The 21218-nt window shown below is 61.7% G+C and carries 14 protein-coding genes; 9 read left to right on the top strand and 5 right to left on the bottom strand.

Features of this window, described 5'->3' with window-relative positions:
- Window positions 1-152 precede the first annotated feature (152 nt).
- The 5 genes from treP (at window position 153) to AYR47_RS01085 (ending at window position 7409) form a co-directional block, all read left to right on the top strand.
- On the top strand, window positions 153-1595 hold the full coding sequence (treP, locus tag AYR47_RS01105; protein ID WP_033898609.1) for a PTS system trehalose-specific EIIBC component: 1443 nt from the start codon (window positions 153-155) through the stop codon (window positions 1593-1595).
- Window positions 1596-1625: 30 nt separating this feature from the next.
- A complete protein-coding gene (gene treC, locus AYR47_RS01100; protein WP_061433979.1) occupies window positions 1626-3272 on the top strand; it encodes an alpha,alpha-phosphotrehalase in 1647 nt (548 codons plus the stop codon).
- A gap of 69 nt (window positions 3273-3341) precedes the next feature.
- The gene (locus AYR47_RS01095; RefSeq protein WP_033898606.1) at window positions 3342-4562 is read left to right on the top strand and encodes a maltoporin; all 1221 of its coding nucleotides are present in this window, start codon (window positions 3342-3344) and stop codon (window positions 4560-4562) included.
- A gap of 49 nt (window positions 4563-4611) precedes the next feature.
- Window positions 4612-7128, top strand: a complete 2517-nt coding sequence (gene ptsP / locus AYR47_RS01090; RefSeq protein WP_061433978.1) for a phosphoenolpyruvate--protein phosphotransferase — start codon at window positions 4612-4614, stop codon at window positions 7126-7128.
- A gap of 2 nt (window positions 7129-7130) precedes the next feature.
- Window positions 7131-7409: a PTS transporter subunit EIIB gene (locus AYR47_RS01085; protein WP_033898603.1), complete on the top strand. Its 279-nt coding sequence runs from the start codon at window positions 7131-7133 to the stop codon at window positions 7407-7409.
- 59 nt (window positions 7410-7468) lie between these two features.
- Here the strand turns inward: AYR47_RS01085 and mltF are convergent, their stop codons facing one another.
- On the bottom strand, window positions 7469-8929 hold the full coding sequence (gene mltF / locus AYR47_RS01080) for a membrane-bound lytic murein transglycosylase MltF (RefSeq protein ID WP_033898602.1): 1461 nt from the start codon (window positions 8927-8929) through the stop codon (window positions 7469-7471).
- A 287-nt stretch (window positions 8930-9216) separates the two neighbouring features.
- Between mltF and purL the strand changes: the two genes are divergently transcribed.
- The 4 genes from purL to AYR47_RS01060 all read left to right on the top strand — a co-directional run bounded on the left by purL (window position 9217) and on the right by AYR47_RS01060 (window position 14753).
- Window positions 9217-13113 carry a phosphoribosylformylglycinamidine synthase gene (purL, locus tag AYR47_RS01075; protein ID WP_061433977.1) on the top strand — a complete coding sequence of 1299 codons (3897 nt, stop codon included), beginning with the start codon at window positions 9217-9219 and terminating at the stop codon, window positions 13111-13113.
- Window positions 13114-13117: 4 nt separating this feature from the next.
- Complete coding sequence (locus AYR47_RS01070) at window positions 13118-13429, top strand: NGG1p interacting factor 3 protein, NIF3 (protein WP_033898600.1); 312 nt, start codon at window positions 13118-13120, stop codon at window positions 13427-13429.
- 249 nt (window positions 13430-13678) lie between these two features.
- Complete coding sequence (locus AYR47_RS01065) at window positions 13679-14317, top strand: DUF6036 family nucleotidyltransferase (RefSeq protein WP_208603923.1); 639 nt, start codon at window positions 13679-13681, stop codon at window positions 14315-14317.
- The gene (locus tag AYR47_RS01060; protein ID WP_061433974.1) at window positions 14301-14753 is read left to right on the top strand and encodes a hypothetical protein; all 453 of its coding nucleotides are present in this window, start codon (window positions 14301-14303) and stop codon (window positions 14751-14753) included. The genes AYR47_RS01065 and AYR47_RS01060 overlap by 17 nt, the downstream gene beginning before the upstream one ends.
- 88 nt (window positions 14754-14841) lie before the next feature.
- Here the strand turns inward: AYR47_RS01060 and nagE are convergent, their stop codons facing one another.
- The 4 genes from nagE to nagA are packed head-to-tail and all read right to left on the bottom strand — an operon-like array spanning window position 14842 to window position 21216.
- Window positions 14842-16539, bottom strand: a complete 1698-nt coding sequence (gene nagE, locus AYR47_RS01055; protein WP_061433973.1) for an N-acetylglucosamine-specific PTS transporter subunit IIBC — start codon at window positions 16537-16539, stop codon at window positions 14842-14844.
- 27 nt (window positions 16540-16566) lie between these two features.
- Window positions 16567-19077, bottom strand: a complete 2511-nt coding sequence (gene ptsP, locus AYR47_RS01050) for a phosphoenolpyruvate--protein phosphotransferase (protein WP_061433972.1) — start codon at window positions 19075-19077, stop codon at window positions 16567-16569.
- Between the two features lie 29 nt (window positions 19078-19106).
- Window positions 19107-20117, bottom strand: a complete 1011-nt coding sequence (locus AYR47_RS01045) for an SIS domain-containing protein (RefSeq protein ID WP_061433971.1) — start codon at window positions 20115-20117, stop codon at window positions 19107-19109.
- Window positions 20110-21216: an N-acetylglucosamine-6-phosphate deacetylase gene (nagA, locus tag AYR47_RS01040; protein ID WP_061433970.1), complete on the bottom strand. Its 1107-nt coding sequence runs from the start codon at window positions 21214-21216 to the stop codon at window positions 20110-20112. Before nagA ends, AYR47_RS01045 begins: the two co-directional genes overlap by 8 nt.
- Window positions 21217-21218: the final 2 nt, after the last annotated feature.

The following is a 21218-nucleotide window of genomic DNA, read 5'->3' as shown; positions in this document are numbered from 1 at the left end:
CGACCTACAGTCAGCCAAGTCCTACACGGAATAAACTTTTTCAAACTCGTCTGTACGAGTTGTTGCTTTAACTCGTACAGACGAGTACTTTTGCCCTCGGCGTGCTGCCAATGACTGCCCCCCAAATAAAAAAATCAAAGTGGAAACCAAGCATGAGCCACGACTATTCGACTATCGCCCGCGAGATTCTCGAGAACCTCGGGGGCCCAGACAACCTTGAGCAAGCTGCCCACTGCGTCACCCGCCTGCGCCTGGCGCTCAAGGACCCGAGCCTGGTCAACGGCAGTGCGCTGAACCAGGTGGATCTGGTCAAGGGTTCGTTCTTCACCGGCGGGCTGTTCCAGGTGGTAATCGGCCCCGGTGAAGTGGAGAAGGTCTACGCCGCCCTGCGCGAGCAGACCGGCCTCGCCGCCGCCACCATCGCCGACGTGAAGAAGAAGGGCGCCGACAAGACCAACGCCATGCAGCGTCTGGTGCGGGTGTTCTCCGACGTGTTCATGCCGATCCTGCCCGCGCTGATCATTGCCGGCCTGTTGATGGGCGTGAACAACCTGATGGGCGCCAAGGGCATGTTCATCGAGGGCCAGACGCTGCTCGAGGCCTATCCGAACCTGGATGGCCTGTGGAGCCTGATCAACCTGATGGCCAACACCTCGTTCGTGTTCCTGCCAGCGCTGGTGGGCTGGTCGGCGGCCAAGCGCTTTGGCGGCAGTGAAATCCTCGGCATCGTGCTTGGCCTGATGCTGGTGCATCCAGACCTGCTCAACGCCTGGAACTACGGCAAGGCGGTCGCCGGTCTCGACGGCCAGAGCCTGCCGTACTTCGATATTTTCGGTTGGTTCAAGATTGAGAAAGTGGGCTACCAGGGGCAGATCCTGCCGATCCTGATGGCCGCCTATGTGATGAGCGTGATCGAGAAATGGCTGCGGGCGCGAGTGCCCAACGCGATTCAATTGCTGGTCGTGCCGATCACCACCATCGTCGTTACCGGCGTGCTCGCCCTGGCCATTATCGGCCCGGTGACCCGTCACCTGGGCATCCTGATCACCGAAGGCGTGGTCACCTTGTTCGACCTGGCACCGATGGTCGGCGGCGCGATTTTCGGTCTGCTGTATGCGCCGTTGGTGATCACCGGCATGCACCACATGTTCCTCGCCGTGGACCTGCAGCTTATTTCTACTCAGGGCGGCACTTTCATCTGGCCGATGATCGTTATGTCCAACCTGGCCCAAGGCAGCGCAGCGCTCGGCGTGTTCTACATGACCCGCAACGCGCGGGACAAAAGCATGGCGTCCACTTCTGCGATTTCTGCGTACTTCGGCATCACCGAGCCGGCGATGTTCGGCGTGAACCTGCGCTTCAAGTTCCCGTTCTATGCCGCGCTGCTGGGCTCGGCACTGGGCAGCATTTTCCTCTCGCTGAACAAGGTGCAGGCCTCGGCCATTGGCGTCGGTGGCTTGCCTGGCTTCATCTCGATCATTCCGCAGTACATCCCGAGTTTTGTGATCGGGATGGTCATCGCAATCGTGGTGCCGTTTGTTCTGACCTGTGCGTTGAGCATGAAGATCGTGCGCCCTGGTTATCGCGTCGCCTGAACCAGCGCTTTCACATTGAAGGAGTCCACCATGCAAGACTGGCAACACTCGGTGATTTACCAGATCTACCCGAAAAGCTTCCACAGCCACGCGGGTAACGCCACCGGTGACCTGCTGGGCATCGTGGACAAACTCGACTACCTCAAATGGCTGGGCGTCGACTGCCTGTGGATCACCCCGTTCCTGCGCTCGCCGCAACGGGACAACGGCTACGACATCAGCGACTACTACGCCATCGATCCCAGCTACGGCACCATGGCCGATTGCGACCTGCTGATCAGCGAAGCCGGCAAGCGCGGCATCAAGTTGATGCTGGATATCGTGGTCAACCACACCTCCATCGAGCACGAATGGTTCCAACAGGCACGCAGCAGCCTCGACAACCCGTACCGCGACTTCTACATCTGGCGCGACCAGCCCAACAACTGGGAATCCAAGTTCGGCGGTTCGGCCTGGGAGTACGAGGCGCAAACCGGTCAGTACTTCCTGCACCTGTTCGACCACACCCAGGCCGACCTCAATTGGGACAACCCCAAGGTGCGCGCCGAAGTGTTCAAGCTGATGCGCTTCTGGCGCGACAAGGGCGTGGGCGGTTTCCGCCTGGATGTGATCAACCTGATCTCCAAACCCGCCGACTTCCCCGAAGACAACACCGACGGCCGCCGTTTCTACACCGACGGCCCGAACGTGCACCAATACCTGCAGGAAATGCACCGTGAAGTCTTCGAAGGGCATGACCTGATCAATGTCGGCGAGATGTCGTCCACCAGCCTGGAACACTGCATCCGCTACTCGCGGCCGGAGTCAAAAGAGCTGTCGATGACCTTCAACTTTCATCACCTGAAAGTCGATTACCCGAACCTGCAGAAGTGGGTGAAAGCCGATTTCGACTTTCTGCAGCTCAAGCAGATCTTCTCTGACTGGCAAATGGGCATGCAGGCCGGTGGCGGTTGGAACGCGCTGTTCTGGTGTAACCACGACCAGCCACGGGTGGTCTCGCGTTTCGGCAATGACGGCGAGCATCGTGTGGTCTCGGCCAAGATGCTGGCGACGGCGCTGCACTTCCTCCAAGGCACACCGTATGTGTACCAGGGCGAAGAGCTGGGCATGACCAATCCGGGCTTCGACAGCATCTCGCAGTACCGCGATGTGGAGACCTTGAACATCTTCCGCCTCAAGCGCGATGCGGGGGAGTCCGAGGCGTCGAGCATGGCGGCGATCATGCAGAAGTCCCGCGACAACGGCCGTACGCCGATGCAGTGGAGTGCCGGGGAACACGCCGGTTTCAGCAGCGGTGAGCCGTGGATCGGTATTCCGGCCAACGCGGCGCAGATCAACGTCGAAAGCCAATTGGATGACCCGGATTCAGTGCTGCATCACTACCGCGCGCTGATCGCCTTGCGTCGTCACGAACCGCTGATCCAGGAAGGCGTGTACCGCCAACTGCTGCAAGACCATTTGCAAGTCTGGGCCTACCTGCGCGAGGGCCATGGCGAGCGCCTGCTGGTGCTGAACAACTTCTACGGCACGCCCTGCGAAATCCAGCTGCCGGACAACCTGATCAACCCGGCCAGCGAACAGCGCCTGCTGATCAGCAACTACCCCGACTGCCCGCAACGCACCGCCACGGTAACGCTGCGCCCCTACGAATCGTTTGTGCTGCACCTCAAGGACTGAGACCTGCTGCAACCCCGTGTGGGAGCACGGGGCGCTTCAAAAACCATAATAAAAATATCGGAGTGCTTCATGAAAACAACAATAAAGCTGGGCCTCGTTGCGTCTTGTCTGAGCCTGCCGTTTGGCGCTCAAGCCCTGGAATTTGCCGGTTACCTGCGCAGCGGCGCGGGCACCTCGACGGGCAGCGGTCCACAGCAATGTTTCCAACTGCCGGGGGCGCAATCCAAATACCGCCTGGGTAACGAATGCGAGCAATACGCCGAGCTGGAACTGCGCCAGGACTTGCTCACCCTCGATGACGGTTCGGTACTCAGCGTCGATGCCATGGCGTCGCTCTACAACAAGTACGACCGCGAGCTGAAGTTCCAGGGCGAGAACAACGGCTCGGCGCGCATGCCGCAGATGTATGCGCAGTGGTCCAACCTGCCCAGCCTCAATGGCGGTTCGCTGTGGGCCGGCCGGCGTTACTACAAACGAAACGACATCCATATCTCCGACTTCTACTACTGGAACCAGAGTGCCACGGGCGGCGGTATCGAGGACGTGCTGATCGGCGACCTCAAGTACAGCTACGCGATTTCCCGCAAGGACAACCTGTACCAGAAGGAATACGCCACCCGTCACGACTTCAACGTCGCGGGCTTCAAGACCAACCCCGGCGGCGAGCTGGAACTGGGCTTGAGCTATATCGAAAAAGCCGGCGGGCGCGACACCAACAGCGGTTGGGCGATCACCGCGCAGCACGTGCAAAAACCTTTCCTCGGCGGCAAGAACAAGTTCGCCTTGCAGTACGGCGAAGGCCCCGGCACGGGCCTGGGCTACACCGGCAATACCTTCCTCGACAACAGCAGCAAAAGTTACCGCGCCGTGGAGTTTTTCGATTGGCAGGTGACCCCGCGTTTTGGTGGTCAGGTCGAAGCGGTGTACCAGAAGGACATCCGTCCTGGCAGCCAGGACCAGACCTGGATGTCCATCGGCGTGCGCCCGGCGTATGCCATCAGCGAGCAATTCAAACTGGTCACCGAGCTTGGGCATGACCAGGTCGATGCCACGGGCGGCACCCGCAAGCTGAGCAAATTTACCTTCGCTCCCACATGGTCGCCCAAAGGCCCGGATTTTTGGGCGCGGCCGGAAGTGCGCTTGTACTACACCTATGCAACCTGGAACGAAGCGGCCAAGCGTGCGGCGAATGAATTGGCGGCAGGGTCGGCGTTGTCCGATACCGGCTCCTATGGCACGGCGCGGCATGGGTCGAACGTTGGTGTGCAGGTTGAGTACTGGTGGAAGTAATCCTTCCTCCGCTCAATGATATCTACAGAACAAAACAGCAGGTGAAGTCATGACCACAACTCAACCCCTGGAATTGCTGGCGCCCTTATCGGGTGTGCTGCTGGCGCTGGACAAGGTGCCGGACCCGGTGTTCTCCAGCCGCCTGATCGGCGATGGCCTGTGCATCGACCCCACGTCGCAGACGCTGTGCGCGCCGCTGGCGGGGGTGATCAGCAACATCCAGGACAGTGGGCATGCGGTCAGTGTCACCGCTGACAACGGCGTTCAGGTGCTGATGCATATCGGCCTGGACACCGTGAACCTGGCAGGCCAGGGCTTCACCCGGCTGGTGCAGGAAGGCCAGCGGGTGGAGGCCGGGCAGCCGTTGATCGAATTCGATGCCGACTACGTGGCGCTCAACGCACGCAGTTTGCTGACCTTGATGCTGGTGGTCAGCGGCGAGCCCTTCAGCCTGTTGGCGGACGGCCTGGTGGAAACGGGCCAGCCGCTGTTGCAGTTATCCCCAACTGAGGCCGTGCAAGCAGCGGACGAAGAGGAGGGCGATGCACTGTTCTCCAAGCCGCTGACCTTGCCCAACGCCAACGGCCTGCACGCGCGCCCAGCCGCGGTATTCGCCCAGGCGGCGAAAGGTTTCAACGCCAGCATCTACCTGCACAAGCAAACCCAGAGCGCCAACGCCAAATCGCTGGTGGCGATCATGGCGTTGCAAACCGTGCAGGGCGATACCTTGCAAGTGAGCGCGGCGGGCGAGGACGCCGAGGCGGCGATCAAGGCGCTGGTGGTCTTGTTGGCTGAAGGCTGTGGCGAGGTGGTAGCGAGTGTTGCCGAGCCAGCCGCAACGCAGTCGTCGGCGACCTTGCTGCGGGGCGTGTGTGCATCGCCGGGCTCGGCGTTTGGTCAGGTCGTTCAAGTGACCGAGCCCGAGCTGGTCATCACGCAGCAAGGCACGGGCGAAGCTGCCGAACGTGCTGCTTTGAACCGTGGCCTGCTCGCCGCCACTGAAGCGTTGCAGGTGTTGCAGGACAAAGCAGCTGGCAGCGCCCAGGCCGAGATTTTCCGCGCCCATCAGGAACTGCTCGAAGACCCGACCTTGCTGGAACACGCCCACCGCCTGCTGGCGGAAGGCAAGAGCGCGGCCTTTGCCTGGAACAGTGCAACGCTTGCGACCGTCACGCTCTTCCAGGGCATGGGCAACGCACTGATCGCCGAGCGTGCGGCAGACCTGGCCGACGTCGGCCAGCGTGTGCTGAAACTGATCCTGGGTCTTCAGGACAGCGCCTGGGACTTGCCGGAGCGCGCGATCCTCATCGCCGAGCAACTCACGCCGTCGCAGACGGCCAGCCTGGATACCCGCAAGGTGCTGGGGTTTGTCACTGTCGGGGGCGGCGCGACCAGCCACGTCGCAATCCTCGCCCGCGCCCTGGGCCTGCCGGCTATTTGTGGTGTTCCGGCCCAGGTGTTGGCGGTGGCCAATGGCAAGCAGGTGCTGCTCGACGCCGATAAAGGCGAGCTGCACCTGGAGCCGAACCTGGCCGAAATCGAGCAACTGGACGCTGCGCGTAAACAACAGGTGCTGCGCCATCAGCGCGATGTGGCGCAGGCGTCGTTACCCGCCACGACCCGTGACGGCCACCACGTTGAAGTCACTGCCAACGTGGCGTCGTTGCAGGAAGTCGAGCAATCCCTGACCCTCGGTGGAGAAGGCGTCGGCCTGTTGCGCTCGGAGTTCCTCTACCTGGATCGCAACCGTGCCCCAAGTCCTGACGAACAGGCAGCGACCTACAGCGCGATCGCCCGTGCCCTGGGCACCGAGCGTAACCTGGTGGTGCGCACCCTCGACGTCGGTGGCGACAAACCCTTGGCCTATGTGCCGATGGACGCCGAGACCAACCCCTTCCTCGGTCTGCGCGGCATTCGTTTGTGCTTGGAGCGTCCGGAGCTGTTGCGCGAACAATTCCGCGCGATCCTCGCCAGCGCTGGTTTTGCGCGGTTGCATATCATGTTGCCGATGGTCAGCCTGCTCTCGGAGCTGCACCTGGCGCGCAAAATCCTTGAAGAGGAAGCGCTGGCGCTGGGGCTCACCGAGTTGCCGAAGCTGGGCATCATGATTGAAGTGCCGTCCGCCGCGCTGATGGCGGATGTGTTCGCGCCCTATGTGGATTTCTTCTCCATCGGCACCAACGACCTGACCCAGTACACGCTGGCGATGGACCGCGACCACCCGCGCCTGGCCAGCCAGGCCGACAGTTTCCACCCGGCGGTGCTGCGCCTGATTGCCACCACGGTCAAGGCAGCCCACGCCCATGGCAAGTGGGTAGGCGTGTGCGGCGCGTTGGCGTCCGAAGCGCTGGCCGTACCCGTATTGATCGGGCTGGGTGTGGACGAGTTGTCGGTCAGCGTGCCGTTGATCCCCACCATCAAGGCCACCGTGCGCGAGCTGGACCTGGCCGACTGCCAGATCATCGCCCGCCAGGTCCTGGGCCTGGAAGAAGCCGCCCAGGTGCGTGAAGCCTTGCGCCAGTATCACGCGGCTACCGTTGAAACCTCACCTGTCGTGGAGCACTGAGTATGTTCGAGAAATTACAGCGGGCGTTCTGGAAAGCCCTGACGCCGGATTTGATTGCCGAGACGGTCGTTGCGCCAACGCAGAACCTGCTGTCGGCCGAGGTGCTGAATGCGTTGGGTGGGGCGGATAACCTCAAGTCGCAGCAGCGTGTGGCGCTGACGCGGGTGAGGGTGCAGTTGCAGGATGCGGCTAAGGTGGATGCTACGGCGTTAAATCTGGCTGGCGTGGGGGGCGTGATGGTGTTGTCAGACGGCGTGGTGCATCTGCTGACCGGCCTCTAAGCCAGCTGAAGATCAAGATGTGAAGGGGCTTTATGTGGTGAACGGGTTCGGTAATGTTCTTACAGTTTCGGGTTGTCTTCCGGCGGCTTGGTCTTATCCACACCCGGCACATGCAGATTGCCTTCGACCACCTGGTTGCCTTCCAGCTGCGGCTGGGTCACCCAGGTGAGAATGTCGTAGTAACGCCGGATGTTCGCCACGAAGTGCACCGGCTCACCGCCACGGGCGTAACCGTAGCGCGTCTTGCTGTACCACTGCTTCTGTGACAGACGCGGCAGCATCTTCTTCACGTCCAGCCACTTGTTCGGGTTCAGACCTTCGCGCTTGGCCAAGGTGCGCGCATCTTCCAGGTGACCGGTGCCGACGTTGTAGGCCGCCAGGGCAAACCAGGTGCGATCCGGCTCGGCGATGCTGTCGTCCAGCTCATCCTTGATCTTGGCCAGGTATTTGGCGCCGCCCATGATGCTTTGCTTGGGGTCCAGGCGGTTGGACACGCCCATCGCCTGGGCGGTGTTCTGGGTCAGCATCATCAGGCCGCGTACGCCGGTCTTGGAAGTGACGGCCGGTTGCCACAGCGATTCCTGATAGCCGATGGCAGCCAGCAGGCGCCAATCGACCTTTTCTTCCTTGGCATAGGCGCGGAAGTGTTTTTCGTATTTGGGCAAACGCTGCTGCAGGTGCTGGGCGAAGGTGTAGGCGCCCACATAGCCGAGGACATCGACATGCCCGTAGTAGCGGTCTTTCAGACGCTGCAACGTGCCGTTCTTCTCGACTTTATCCAGGTAACTGTTGATCTCGTTGAGGAGGCTGTTGTCTTCACCGGCGGCCACGGCCCAGCTCTGGTTGCTGGCGTTGCCCAGGTCGAACGCCACGCGCACGTTGGGGAAGTACACCTGGTTCATCGCCACTTCGTTGGAGTCCACCAGGGTCAGGTCGATTTGCCCTTCGTCCACCATGCGCAGCAGGTCGACCACCTCAACGGCGTCGGATTCTTCGTATTCAATCGCAGGGTTCTGCTTTTTAAGCTCTGCCAGTTGCTCGGCGTGGGTGCTGCCCTTGAGCACCATGATCTTCTTGCCCACCAGATCGGCCGCGTTGGTCGGCCGCGACTGGCCGTTGCGGTAGATGATCTGCGGGGTAACTTCTAGATAAGGGTGGGAGAAACGCACTTGCGTCTGGCGCTGCTCGCTGCTGACCAGGCCGGCGGCTGCGAGAACCGGGCCATTGGGTTTGCCCAGTTGGCCGAACAGGTCGTCGAGATTGTCGGCGGTCTCGATCTCAAGCTTCACGCCCAGGTCATCGGCAAAGCGCTTGACCAGTTCGTATTCGAAACCGGTTTCGCCGTTGCGGTCCTGGAAATAGGTCGCCGGACTGTTCCGGGTGACCACCCGCAATACGCCATCCTCCTTGATTCGCTCGAGCGTGCTGGGTTTATCAACACAGGCGCTGAGCATCAGGAAGAGTCCGGTGGCGATGAGCCATTTGGCGCATCGCGGGCGCAAAGCAGTTGGGGAGAACATCTGCGCAGTATACGCAAACGGCCCACGGCGCCATATCTCGACAGCGCGGGTCTTGTCTGCTAGCACCGGCAAAACTGTGCTGCAGCCCGCAGAAACGGGGCTTGGCGCGCGATTGTGACGGTTAAAATAACTGCGCCGAATGCCGGGTATACCCCCTCGAAAGGGGTGTAATCCGGCCAACTGACGTCCGGCAGCAGCCACCGGTAGCGTTTCGGGTGCCGTTGGCGGCGGTTTACGCTAGAATGCACGGCCTCAAAGCACACCCCCTTCCCGAGGCTGTCCCGAAGATGTTGATCCTGCGCGGCGCTCCTGCCCTTTCTGCCTTTCGCCACAGCAAACTCCTTGAGCAACTGAGCCAAAAGGTTCCAGCTGTTACAGGCCTGTACGCTGAATTTGCTCACTTCGCCGACGTTACCGGCGTGTTGACCGCCGACGAACAGCAAGTGCTGGCACGCCTTCTGAAGTACGGCCCAAGCGTTCCGGTTCAAGAGCCTAATGGCCGCTTGTTCCTGGTTCTGCCGCGGTTCGGCACCATCTCGCCCTGGTCGAGCAAGGCCAGCGATATCGCCCGCAACTGCGGCCTGGAAAAAATCCAGCGCCTGGAGCGTGGTATCGCGTTCTACGTCGCCGGCCAGTTCAGCGATGCCGAAGCCGAGCTGATCGCCAGCAGCCTGCACGACCGCATGACCCAGATCATCGTCAGCCAGCTGGAACAGGCTGCCGGCCTGTTCAGCCACGCCGAACCCAAGCCGCTCACCGCGATTGACGTGCTTGGCGGTGGCCGCGCCGCCCTCGAGAAGGCCAACACCGAACTGGGCCTGGCCCTGGCCGAAGACGAGATCGACTACCTGGTCAACGCCTTCAACGGCTTGAAGCGCAACCCGCACGACATCGAACTGATGATGTTTGCCCAGGCCAACTCCGAGCACTGCCGTCACAAGATCTTCAACGCCAGTTGGGACATCGACGGCGAAAGCCAGGAAAAAAGCCTGTTCGGCATGATCAAGAACACCTACGTGATGCACAGCGAAGGCGTTCTGTCGGCTTATAAGGACAACGCCTCGGTGATCGTCGGCTCCGTCGCCGGTCGTTTCTTCCCGGACCCTGAGACCCGCCAGTACGGCGCGGTGCAGGAGCCGGTGCACATCCTGATGAAGGTCGAGACCCACAACCACCCGACCGCGATTGCCCCGTTCCCAGGCGCAGCCACCGGTTCCGGCGGCGAAATCCGTGACGAAGGTGCGACCGGCCGTGGCGCCAAGCCAAAGGCAGGCCTGACCGGTTTCACCGTGTCCAACCTGCAGATCCCAGGCTTCGAACAGCCATGGGAAGTGCCGTACGGCAAGCCTGAGCGCATCGTCACCGCGCTGGACATCATGATCGAAGGCCCGCTGGGCGGCGCCGCGTTCAACAACGAATTCGGCCGTCCTGCCCTCACCGGTTACTTCCGTACCTTCGAACAATCCATCACCACCCCGCGTGGCGATGAAGTGCGTGGTTACCACAAGCCGATCATGTTGGCCGGCGGCATGGGCAACATCCGTGAAGAACACGTCAAGAAAGGCGAGATCCTGGTCGGCTCCAAGCTGATCGTGCTCGGCGGCCCGGCGATGTTGATCGGCCTGGGCGGCGGCGCGGCTTCCTCCATGGCCACCGGCACCAGCTCGGCAGACCTAGACTTCGCTTCCGTACAGCGCGAAAACCCAGAGATGGAGCGTCGCTGCCAGGAAGTCATCGACCGTTGCTGGCAGTTGGGTGACAAGAACCCGATCAGCTTCATCCACGACGTCGGCGCTGGTGGTTTGTCCAACGCCTTCCCGGAACTGGTCAACGATGGCGACCGTGGTGGCCGTTTCGAACTGCGCAACATTCCAAACGACGAGCCGGGCATGGCCCCGCACGAAATCTGGAGCAACGAATCGCAGGAACGCTATGTGCTGGCCGTTGGCGCTGAAGACTTCGCGCGCTTCCAGGCCATCTGCGAGCGCGAGCGCTGCCCGTTTGCGGTAGTCGGCGAAGCCACTGCCGAGCCACAACTGACGGTTACCGACAGCCACTTCGGCAACAGCCCGGTGGACATGCCGCTCGAAGTGCTGCTGGGCAAAGCGCCGCGCATGCACCGTTCGGCCGTGCGCGAAACCGAGCTGGGCGATGACTTCGACCCAAGCCAACTGGAACTGGCCGACAGCATCGAACGCGTGCTGCACCACCCGGCCGTGGCGAGCAAAAGCTTCCTGATCACCATCGGCGACCGCACCATCACTGGCCTGGTTGCCCGTGACCAAATGGTCGGCCCGTGGCAGGTTCCAGTGGCCGACGTTGCCGTCACCGCCACCAGCTTCGACGTCTACACCGGTGAAGCCATGGCCATGGGCGAGCGCACACCGCTGGCCCTGCTCGATGCTCCGGCGTCGGGCCGCATGGCCATTGGTGAAACTCTCACCAACATCGCTGCGTCGCGTATCGGTAAATTGTCTGACATCAAACTGTCGGCCAACTGGATGTCCGCTGCCGGTCACCCCGGTGAAGACGCACGTCTGTATGACACTGTTAAAGCAGTCGGTATGGAGCTGTGCCCTGAGCTGGGCATCACCATTCCGGTGGGCAAGGACTCCATGTCCATGGCCACTCGTTGGAACGAAGACGGCGTCGACAAGACGGTCACCTCGCCGCTGTCGCTGATCGTCACCGGTTTCGCACCGGTCACCGACATCCGCCAGACCCTGACCCCGCAACTGCGCATGGACAAAGGCACCACCGATCTGATCCTGATCGACCTGGGCCGTGGCCAGAACCGCATGGGCGCGTCCATCTTGGCGCAAACCCATGGCAAGCTCGGCAGCCAGGCACCGGACGTCGATGACGCCGAAGACCTGAAAGCCTTCTTCGCCGTGATCCAGGGCCTCAACGCCGACGGTCACCTGCTGTCCTACCACGACCGTTCTGACGGTGGTTTGCTGACCAGCGTTGTCGAGATGGCCTTCGCCGGTCACTGCGGCCTGAACATCGTGCTCGACAGCGTTGCCGAGGATGCATCCGAAATCAACGGCATCCTGTTCAACGAAGAGTTGGGTGCGGTGATCCAGGTTCGCCAGGACGCTACCCCGGACGTACTCGCCCAATTCAGCGCTGCTGGCCTGGACGACTGCGTAGCTGTGATCGGCCAACCGATCAACAACGGCGAGATCAACATCTCGTTCAACGGTGACACGGTGTTTGCCGGTCAGCGCCGCTTGCTGCAACGCCAGTGGGCTGAGACCAGCTACCAGATCCAACGCCTGCGTGACAACGCCGACTGCGCCGAGCAGGAATTCGACGTGATCCTGGAAGAAGACAATCCGGGCCTGAGCACCAAGCTCAGCTTCGACGTCAACCAGGACATCACCGCGCCTTACATCAAGAAAGGCATCCGCCCACAGGTTGCCGTACTGCGTGAGCAGGGCGTCAACGGCCAGGTGGAAATGGCGGCCGCGTTTGACCGCGCTGGCTTCAATGCAATCGACGTGCACATGAGCGACATCCTCGCCGGTCGCGTTGACCTCAACGAGTTCAAAGGCCTGGTAGCCTGCGGCGGTTTCTCCTACGGCGACGTGCTGGGTGCCGGTGAAGGCTGGGCCAAGTCGGCCCTGTTCAACAGCCGTGCCCGCGATGCGTTCCAAGGCTTCTTCGAGCGCAACGACAGCTTCACCCTGGGTGTGTGCAACGGTTGCCAGATGATGTCCAACCTCAGCGAACTGATTCCGGGCAGCGAGTTCTGGCCGCACTTTGTGCGTAACCGTTCCGAGCAGTTCGAAGCCCGTGTCGCCATGGTGCAGGTGCAAGAGTCCAACTCGATCTTCCTGCAAGGCATGGCCGGTTCGCGCATGCCAATCGCCATCGCCCACGGTGAAGGCCATGCCGAGTTCGAAAGCGAAGAAGCGTTGCTGGAAGCCGATCTGTCCGGTTGCGTGGCCATGCGTTTCGTCGACAACCACGGCAAGGTCACCGAGAGCTACCCGGCCAACCCGAACGGCTCGCCGCGCGGGATCACCGGCCTCACCAGCCGCGACGGCCGCGTGACCATCATGATGCCGCACCCGGAGCGTGTATTCCGCGCCGTGCAGAACTCGTGGCGCCCGGAAGAGTGGAACGAAGACGGCGCGTGGATGCGCATGTTCCGTAACGCTCGCGTGTGGGTGAACTAAGACGGTGTACAAGCTCGCCTTCTTTGTGCCTGGCAGCCATGTGGAGACGGTGAAAACCGCCGTCTTCGCAGCCGGCGGCGGGCGTATCGGCAACTACGACAACTGCGCCTGGCAAGTGCTGGGCCAGGGCCAATTCCGCGCGTTGGACGGCAGCCAGCCGTTTCTCGGGCAGGTGGGCCAGGTTGAAGTGGTTGAAGAATGGAAGGTGGAACTGGTGGTGACGGATGAATTGATTGTGGCTGTTGTGGCTGCGCTCAAACTCAGTCACCCGTATGAGACACCGGCGTATGAGGTGTGGCAGTTGGCGGATTTTTGATTCGCAGGCTGTAGAAACAGGAAACCCGCTGGGCCAGTTTGGTCAGCGGGGTTTTTGTTGGCGGTGAAGTCCATCGTCGGCGTGCCGGAGATTACTTGCGTACAGGTGCCTCGGACCTTTCCGACAGATCTTTCAGGTTGTCCCTCGGAACCTGGCTCAATAGCCTTCTTCGGTCGCTGTCGGCTCAGTGATCGGGATCTGATTTCAAGGCCCGTCCAGCAATATTGCTCTCGGGTCTGATATTCAATGATGGAATTGCCTGATACCGTCGCTCCGCGCCTAAACACCAGTACTGCACTAGGGAAAGCCCTGGTTTCAATGTTCAAATCCATCGAAGTGGAATTGATGCTGGAAGGGGCTGGACCTGGCTCGGTCAAGGTCATTGTCTTCGGCGGTTGCGCTGTTCATTTATACACGCACCACCGTATTTCCACGGATGTTGATGCGGAGATTTATTGCGCGAGTTTTCGAAATAAGCTGCGCCTTCAGACACTGTTGGCGGAATTTCCAGAGCAGTTTTTTGATGAGCGATCTGGGCGCGTCATGGAACTGAACTACGACCTCCAATACAACACTAGCTTTGGCCCGCTGCACGAAGATTATTGGGAACGAAGTCTTCCCCTGGACGAGTTTCCTGCACAATCCGCATTGCACTTGCATATAGCAGCTCCTATCGACATTGCTATCTCCAAATTGGCTAGAGCTACCGATCAGGATGTAAGCGATATCAAGGCACTGCTCAGGGCGGGCTTCATCGTGACCGCTGAGCTCCGTCGGCTGGCGTTGCAGGCGATTGATATGTATGTTGGCAACAAAGAGCCACCCAGATCCATTCTGAACACTATTTTGCACGATTATCTGGAGACAGCAGATGGCGAAGACTTTTAACGCTCCCGTCCTCTCGTCCGCGTTGGATACGCTGGTTAAAAGTCCTTTGAATCAGGCCGATGATGAGGCGCTGGTGTGTGCCGCGAAGGCTGTCTGGTACTCGGACGCGAACCTTGTCGGTGAAGTGAAAAACTTTTTAGATGCTCACTCCAGCGAATTGGAACTTCGTCGTGCGGGGTATCTGCTGGAGCGCTTCACACGCTTTTCGTGTGTAACGGATAGTCGGATTTTAGAAGCGTTGCACGCTATTGAGCTGTTTTCGGCGACCGCTTCCAAACAGGATGTGAAGCCTTTGGGCGTTGTTGCACTGCGCAGCCGCCGTGATGAACTGGCGGTGTCCTGGGGGCTGAGTGAGGGGTTGGGTTTGAAGGTTCAAGCGCTGATGCCTTTTCAGACCCGCCATTACGAAGCGGAGCAACGTGGGGCGTCTGCCTAGGCGCTGATTGCGATTAAAGAACCCGGCTTAGGCCGGGTTTTTGCTGTGTGCCTGTGGCGAGGGAGCAAGCTCCCTCGCCACAGGGTGATCAGGCGTTGATCGGGCGGGCGACCAACCGCTCCAGCGCTTCCCCCAACCCCGAAGCCTTGTCACCAATCAACAAGTGCCAAACACCGCTATCCAGTTGGCTAACGCCTTGGCAACCCAGCGCAGTCAGGTCAGCCTCGGACAACACCGAATCATCCCCCAACTCCACCCGCAACCGCGTCATCGCCACCGCTTCCAACTGGCGAACATTTGCCCGGCCACCCAAGGCATTCAGCCATTTCTCGGCTTCCTGCACATTCACCGCCACCGGCTTATCCACAGGCGCAACCGTCGCCGGCGCATTGGCAACAAACGAAGGCATGGCCAAGCGAATCTCATCAGCAATGCTATCGGCCATTGGCCCCACCACCACCTGCAAACTCCCGCCATTCCCCGGCCGCACCACCGCCATGGCGCCCAGCGCTTTCAACTCCGCATCCACGGCCTTGTTGCGATCAACCATGTCCAACCGCAGACGCGTGGTGCAGGCGCCGACGCTCAGCAGGTTCTCTGCGCCGCCCAAGGCCTGGATGTAGGCCGTGGCGCGCTGGTTATCCGTCATCACCTCAGCCTGCACCACCTGGATATCTTCACGCCCCGGCGTTTTCAGGTTGAAGCGGCGAATGCAATAGTTGAACACGCTGTAATAGACCACCGCGTACGCCAAGCCAACCGGGAACACCAGCCAGCCATTGGTGGACTTGCCCCAACCCAGCACCATGTCTATAAACCCACCGGAGAAGGTAAATCCGAGGTGGATATTCAGCATATTGGTGACCGCCATCGACAGGCCGGTCAGCACGGCATGGATCAGGTACAGGAACGGCGCCAGGAACATGAAGGCGAACTCAATCGGCTCGGTCACCCCGGTCAGAAACGAGGTCAACGCCATGGAGAGGAAAATCCCGCCCATCACTTTACGGCGCTCCGGCAATGCATTGCGGTACATCGCCAAACACGCAGCCGGCAGGCCGAACAGCATCACCGGGAACATGCCGGTCATGAACTGGCCGCCTTTCGGGTCGCCGGCAAAATAACGGGTTAGGTCGCCGGTGACTACCGCGCCGGTCACCGGGTCGGTGAAGGTGCCGAATACAAACCAGGCCATATTGTTGAGGATGTGGTGCAGGCCGGTGACGATCAGCAGGCGGTTGAATACGCCAAACACAAACGCACCCAGGCTGCCGCTTTCCATCAGCAGCACGCCAAAGCTGTTGATGCCGTGCTGGATCGGCGGCCAGATCAAACCAAAGATCACGCCCAATCCGACCGCACTGAACCCGGTGACAATCGGCACAAACCGTCGCCCACCAAAGAACGCCAGGTACTCCGGCAGCTTGATGTCCTTGAAGCGGTTATACAGCCCGCCCGCCATCAGGCCGCTGGCGATGCCGGCAAGCATGCCCATGTTGATGCTCGTATCCATCACCTTGAGCGTGGAGACCATCACCAGGTAACCAATCGCACCGGCCAAACCTGCCGTGCCGTTGTTGTCGCGGGCAAACCCCACGGCGATGCCGATGGCAAAGATCAGCGCCAGGTTGGCGAAGATCGCCTGCCCGGCGTCGTGCATCACCGCGATGTTCAAAAGATCGGTGTCACCCAGGCGCAGCAAGAGGCCGGCGATCGGCAGGATCGCGATCGGCAGCATCAGTGCACGGCCCAGGCGTTGCAGGCCTTCGATGAAATGTTGGTACATGGCGAGTCTCCTTTTTTCTTGTTGTTGTCAGCTCAGCGGCCAGTGGTGTTGACAGGCTTGGCGAACGGCCTTGGCGCTGCTCAGGTCGAGCAGCCCTTGGCTCAGTTGCCGGCATTGCGCCGCGTCCAGGTGGCGGACGCGGTCCTTGATCTCTCCGATCTGCGGCGGGCTCACCGACAGCTCGCTGACCCCCAGGCCGACCAGTACCGGCGTGGCCAGCGGGTCGGAGGCGAGGGCGCCGCATACGCCGACCCAACGGCCGTGTTTCGCAGCGCCTGAACAGGTCTGGGCGATCAGCCGCAGCAGCGCCGGGTGCAGCGCATCGACGCGCGCGGCGAGGCCGGCGTGGTCGCGGTCCATGGCCAGGGTGTATTGGGACAGGTCATTGGTGCCGATGGACAGGAAGTCCGCGTGCTTGGCCAACTGCTCGGCCATCAGCGCGGCGGCGGGCACTTCGATCATCACGCCCAGTTCGGGGCGTTGGGTCAGTTCCAGCTCTACGCACAACTCATCCAGGCGCTGGCGGATCTGCAGCAGCTCATCCACTTCACTGACCATCGGCAGCAGGATGCGGCAGCGCTCCAGTGGGGAGACCTGCAGCAGCGCACGCAGTTGCTGGTCGAGCACTTCCGGGCGCACCTGGGCCAGGCGAATGCCGCGCAGGCCCAGCACCGGATTCGCTTCGACTGGCAGCGGCAGGTAATCGAGTTGCTTGTCGCCGCCCACGTCGATGGTGCGGATGATCACCGACTTGTCGCCCATCGCATCGAGCACTGCCTGATAGGCGTGGCGTTGTTCCTGTTCATCCGGTGCAGTGCGGCGGTCGACGAAGAGAAACTCAGTGCGAAGCAGGCCGACGCCATCTGCGCCGTTTTCAAAGGCTACTTGGGCTTCAGCACTGGAGGCGACGTTGGCGGCGACTTCGATGGTCACGCCATCAGTGGTGCGCGCCGGCTGTTGGGCCTGGGCCTGTTGCTGCTGGCGACGCAGTTTCTGTGCGTCGCGAATCTGGTGGACTTCGGCGTGGCGTGCGTCGCTGGGCGCCAGTTCCAGGCGGCCGTTGGCGGCGTCCAGCACCACACGTTGGCCTTGCGGCACGTCGAGGACTTCGGCGCCCAACGCAACCACGCAGGGCAAGCCTTTGCCGCGCGCCAGGATCGCCACGTGGGAGGTGGCGCCGCCTTCGGCCATGCAAATGCCGACGGCCTGTTGCGCACTCAGTTGCAGTAAGTCAGACGGGGTCAGTTCATGGGCGCTGGCAATCGACCCGGCGGGCAATTCGAAATGCCAGGCTTCACCCAGCAACGCACGCAGTACCCGTTGTTGCAAATCCCGCAGATCGTTGGCGCGTTCGGCAAACAGCGGTTTGCCTAGGGCCAGCAGTACCGCGCATTGCGCCTGGATTGCATCGCGCCAGGCGTGAGTGGCTGCGCTGCCTTGTTCAATGGAACCGGTCGCGGCTTCCAGCAGGTTAGGGTCTTCCATCAGCGCGAGGTGGGCGGCGAAGATGTCTTCTTCTTCGACGTTCTTGCGCTGGCGCGCTTGATCCAGAGTCATGCGGATTTCGCCGCGTACTTGCTCCAGGGCGGTGTCCAGGCGTTGCAGTTGTTCGTCGGCGGCGTGGTTGCCAGTGTCTGCCGGCAGCTCGATACCGGTCAGGCGGAACAACGGCCCGCAGACCAGGCCCGGCGCAGCACACACACCATGCAACACGCCAGCTTCGGTATTTGCCCGACGAGGTGCAGCAATAACAGGCGCGTGGTGTTCTTCCTTGATGGCGGCGGACAACGCCGCGACCAAGGCCTGCAACGCGGCGTCGGCATCTTTGCCGCGACAGCTCACACGCACTTCATCCCCTTCGCCAATACCCAGGCCCATCAAGCCAATCAGGCTGTCACACGAAGCGGATTTGTCACCGAAATGCAGCTGCGCCTGGCTGCTGAAACCCTGGGCCGTCTTGCGGATCAACGCCGCCGGGCGCGCATGCAAACCGCCGCGATGGGTGATGCGCACGCTGGCGCTGACTTCAGCGTCCGAGTTATCCACAGCGGTTTGAACCGCTGCCGTCGAACGCGCCACGACCTGCAACAACGGCTCACCCACCTTGACCGATTGCCCGGCCACCGAACGCAATTCAAAGCGCTCGCCATTGGTCAGGATGATCAGGCTGACCAGGCTTTTGCACTGGCGCGCAATGCGGTCCAGGTCAAACTGCACCAACGCCTGGCCCTTGCTCACCTTCGCGCCTTCCTTCACCAGCAACGCAAAGCCTTCGCCGTTCAGTTCCACCGTATCGATGCCCACATGCATCAACACCTCGGCACCGTTCTCGGCGCGAATCGTCAGGGCGTGCCCGGTGCGCGCGACATGGATGATCACGCCGTCACAGGGTGCATGCAGGCAATCGTTCAAGGGGTCGATGGCAATACCATCGCCCATGGCGTGGCTTGCGAACACTTCGTCGGGAACGTTGCCCAGGGTCAACACGGGCCCGCTTAGCGGGGCGCTGAGGGTCAATTGATTATTGTTGTAGGACATGGGCACGGTACTCATCAGGAAAGCGCGACTCAGTGAGTGCGGGTAACTTTGCTCAGGTGACGCGGCTGGTCCGGGTCCATGCCCCGGGCCTCTGCCAAACCTGCCGCCATCACGTAGAAACTCTGGATCGCCAGGATCGGGTCCAGGGTCGGGTGTTCGGCGCGGCTCAGGGTCAGGTCGCGCTCGACGATATCGTCCGGCGCAGCCAGCAATACGCGAGCGCCGCGTTGGCGCATGTCGGCGGCCAGGCTCAGCAGGCCGGCCTGCTCGGCGCCGCGTGGGGCGAACACCAGCAAGGGGTAGTTGTCGCCAATCAGGGCCATCGGGCCGTGGCGCACTTCGGCACTGCTGAAGGCTTCGGCCTGGATCGCCGAGGTTTCCTTGAGCTTGAGTGCAGCTTCCTGGGCGATGGCGAAACCGGCGCCACGGCCGATGACCATCAATTGCTGGCAGTCGCGCAGTGCGTCGATGGCAACCGTCCAATCTTGCTGGGCGGCGGCACGCAGGTCATCGGGCAGAGCGCGGCAGGCTTGCAGCAACTCGGTTTCCTGATTCCAGTGGCCGATCAACTGCGCGCTGGCGCTGAGGGTGGCGATAAAACTTTTGGTCGCGGCCACGCTGTGTTCCGGCCCGGCGCACAGCGGCACATGGAATTCGCAGGCGGCTTCCAAGGGCGAGTCTTCGGCGTTGACCAGCGAAATACTCAGGGCCCCGCGCTTGCGCAACAAGCGCAGGCTGTTGACTAGGTCCGGGCTTTGGCCCGACTGGGAAAACCCAAACGCGACTTGGCCGCTGACTTTCATCGGCGCCTGCAACAAGGTCACCACTGACATCGGCAACGACGCCACCGGAATGCCGACGTGCTGCATGGTCAGGTAGGCGAAATAGCTGGCGGCATGGTCCGAGCTGCCACGGGCGATGGTCATCGCCACTTGCGGCGGCTGGCGACGCAAGCGACCAGCGATTTCTCCCAGCGCCGGGTCCAGGCGTTGCAGTTGGGCGGCGACGGCGTCGCAGGAGGCCAGGGCCTCTTCAAGCATTTTTGAAGTCAATGGTTTCTCCTTCGACTATTACGTCGGTGAGTGTCAGGGAGCGGTCCAGGCGCACGCAGTCGGCAAAGCTGCCGGGTTGCAGGCGGCCGCGTTCTTCCAGGCCCAGGTAGTCCGCAGGAAATTGCGACAGGCGTTGTGAGGCTTCGCTGATGGGCAGGCCGATCTTCACCAGGTTGCGCAGCGCCTGGTCCATGGTCAGCGTGCTGCCGGCCAGGGTGCCGTCGGCCAGGCGCACGCCACCCAGGCATTTGGTCACGGTGTGGCTGCCCAGCTTGTATTCACCGTCGGGCATGCCGGCGGCGGCGGTGGAATCGGTGACGCAGTACAGGCACGGGATCGAGCGCAACGCCACGCGCATGGCGCCGGGGTGCACGTGGAGCAGATCCGGGATCAATTCGGCGTATTGGGCGTGGGCCAACGCGGCGCCGACGATGCCCGGTTCGCGGTGATGCAACGGGCTCATCGCGTTGTACAAATGGGTAAAGCTGGTGGCGCCAGCGGCGAGGGCGGCGACGCCTTCTTCGTAGCTGCCCAGGGTGTGGCCGATCTGCATGCGCACGCCGCGTTCGCTGAGGGCGCGGATGAGGGCATCGTGGCCGGCGATTTCCGGGGCGATGGTGATCACGCGGATCGGCGCCAGGCGCAGGTAGGCTTCCACTTCGGCCATCAACGCGGTGTGGGCGAAGTTGGGCTGGGCGCCGAGTTTTCCGGGATTGATGTAGGGCCCTTCCAGATGCACACCGAGTACACGGGCGCTGCCGGTAGGACGTTGCTCGCAGAAGGTGCCGAGCTGGCCGAGTACGCGGGAGATTTCCTCCACCGGAGCGGTCATGGTGGTGGCCAGCAACGAGGTGGTACCAAAGCGCACATGGGTGCGGGTGATGGTCTCGAAGGCATCGCGGCCTTCCATGATGTCCGCGCCTCCACCGCCGTGCACGTGCAGGTCGATAAACCCCGGCAGCAGGTAGGGCAAGTCGTTTTCCGTCGGGTCGCAGGGCACGCCTTCAATGGCGGTCACCTTGCCGTGTTCGTGCACCAGGCGGCCACGAATCCAGCCGCTTGGCGTGAGGATGTTGTCTTCGGACATGG

Source organism: Pseudomonas azotoformans (genome assembly GCF_001579805.1).
In the GTDB taxonomy this organism is placed as follows: domain Bacteria; phylum Pseudomonadota; class Gammaproteobacteria; order Pseudomonadales; family Pseudomonadaceae; genus Aquipseudomonas; species Aquipseudomonas azotoformans_A.
Note: the sequence above shows the minus strand (reverse complement) of the source record. Positions and strands in the feature narration are given on the sequence as shown.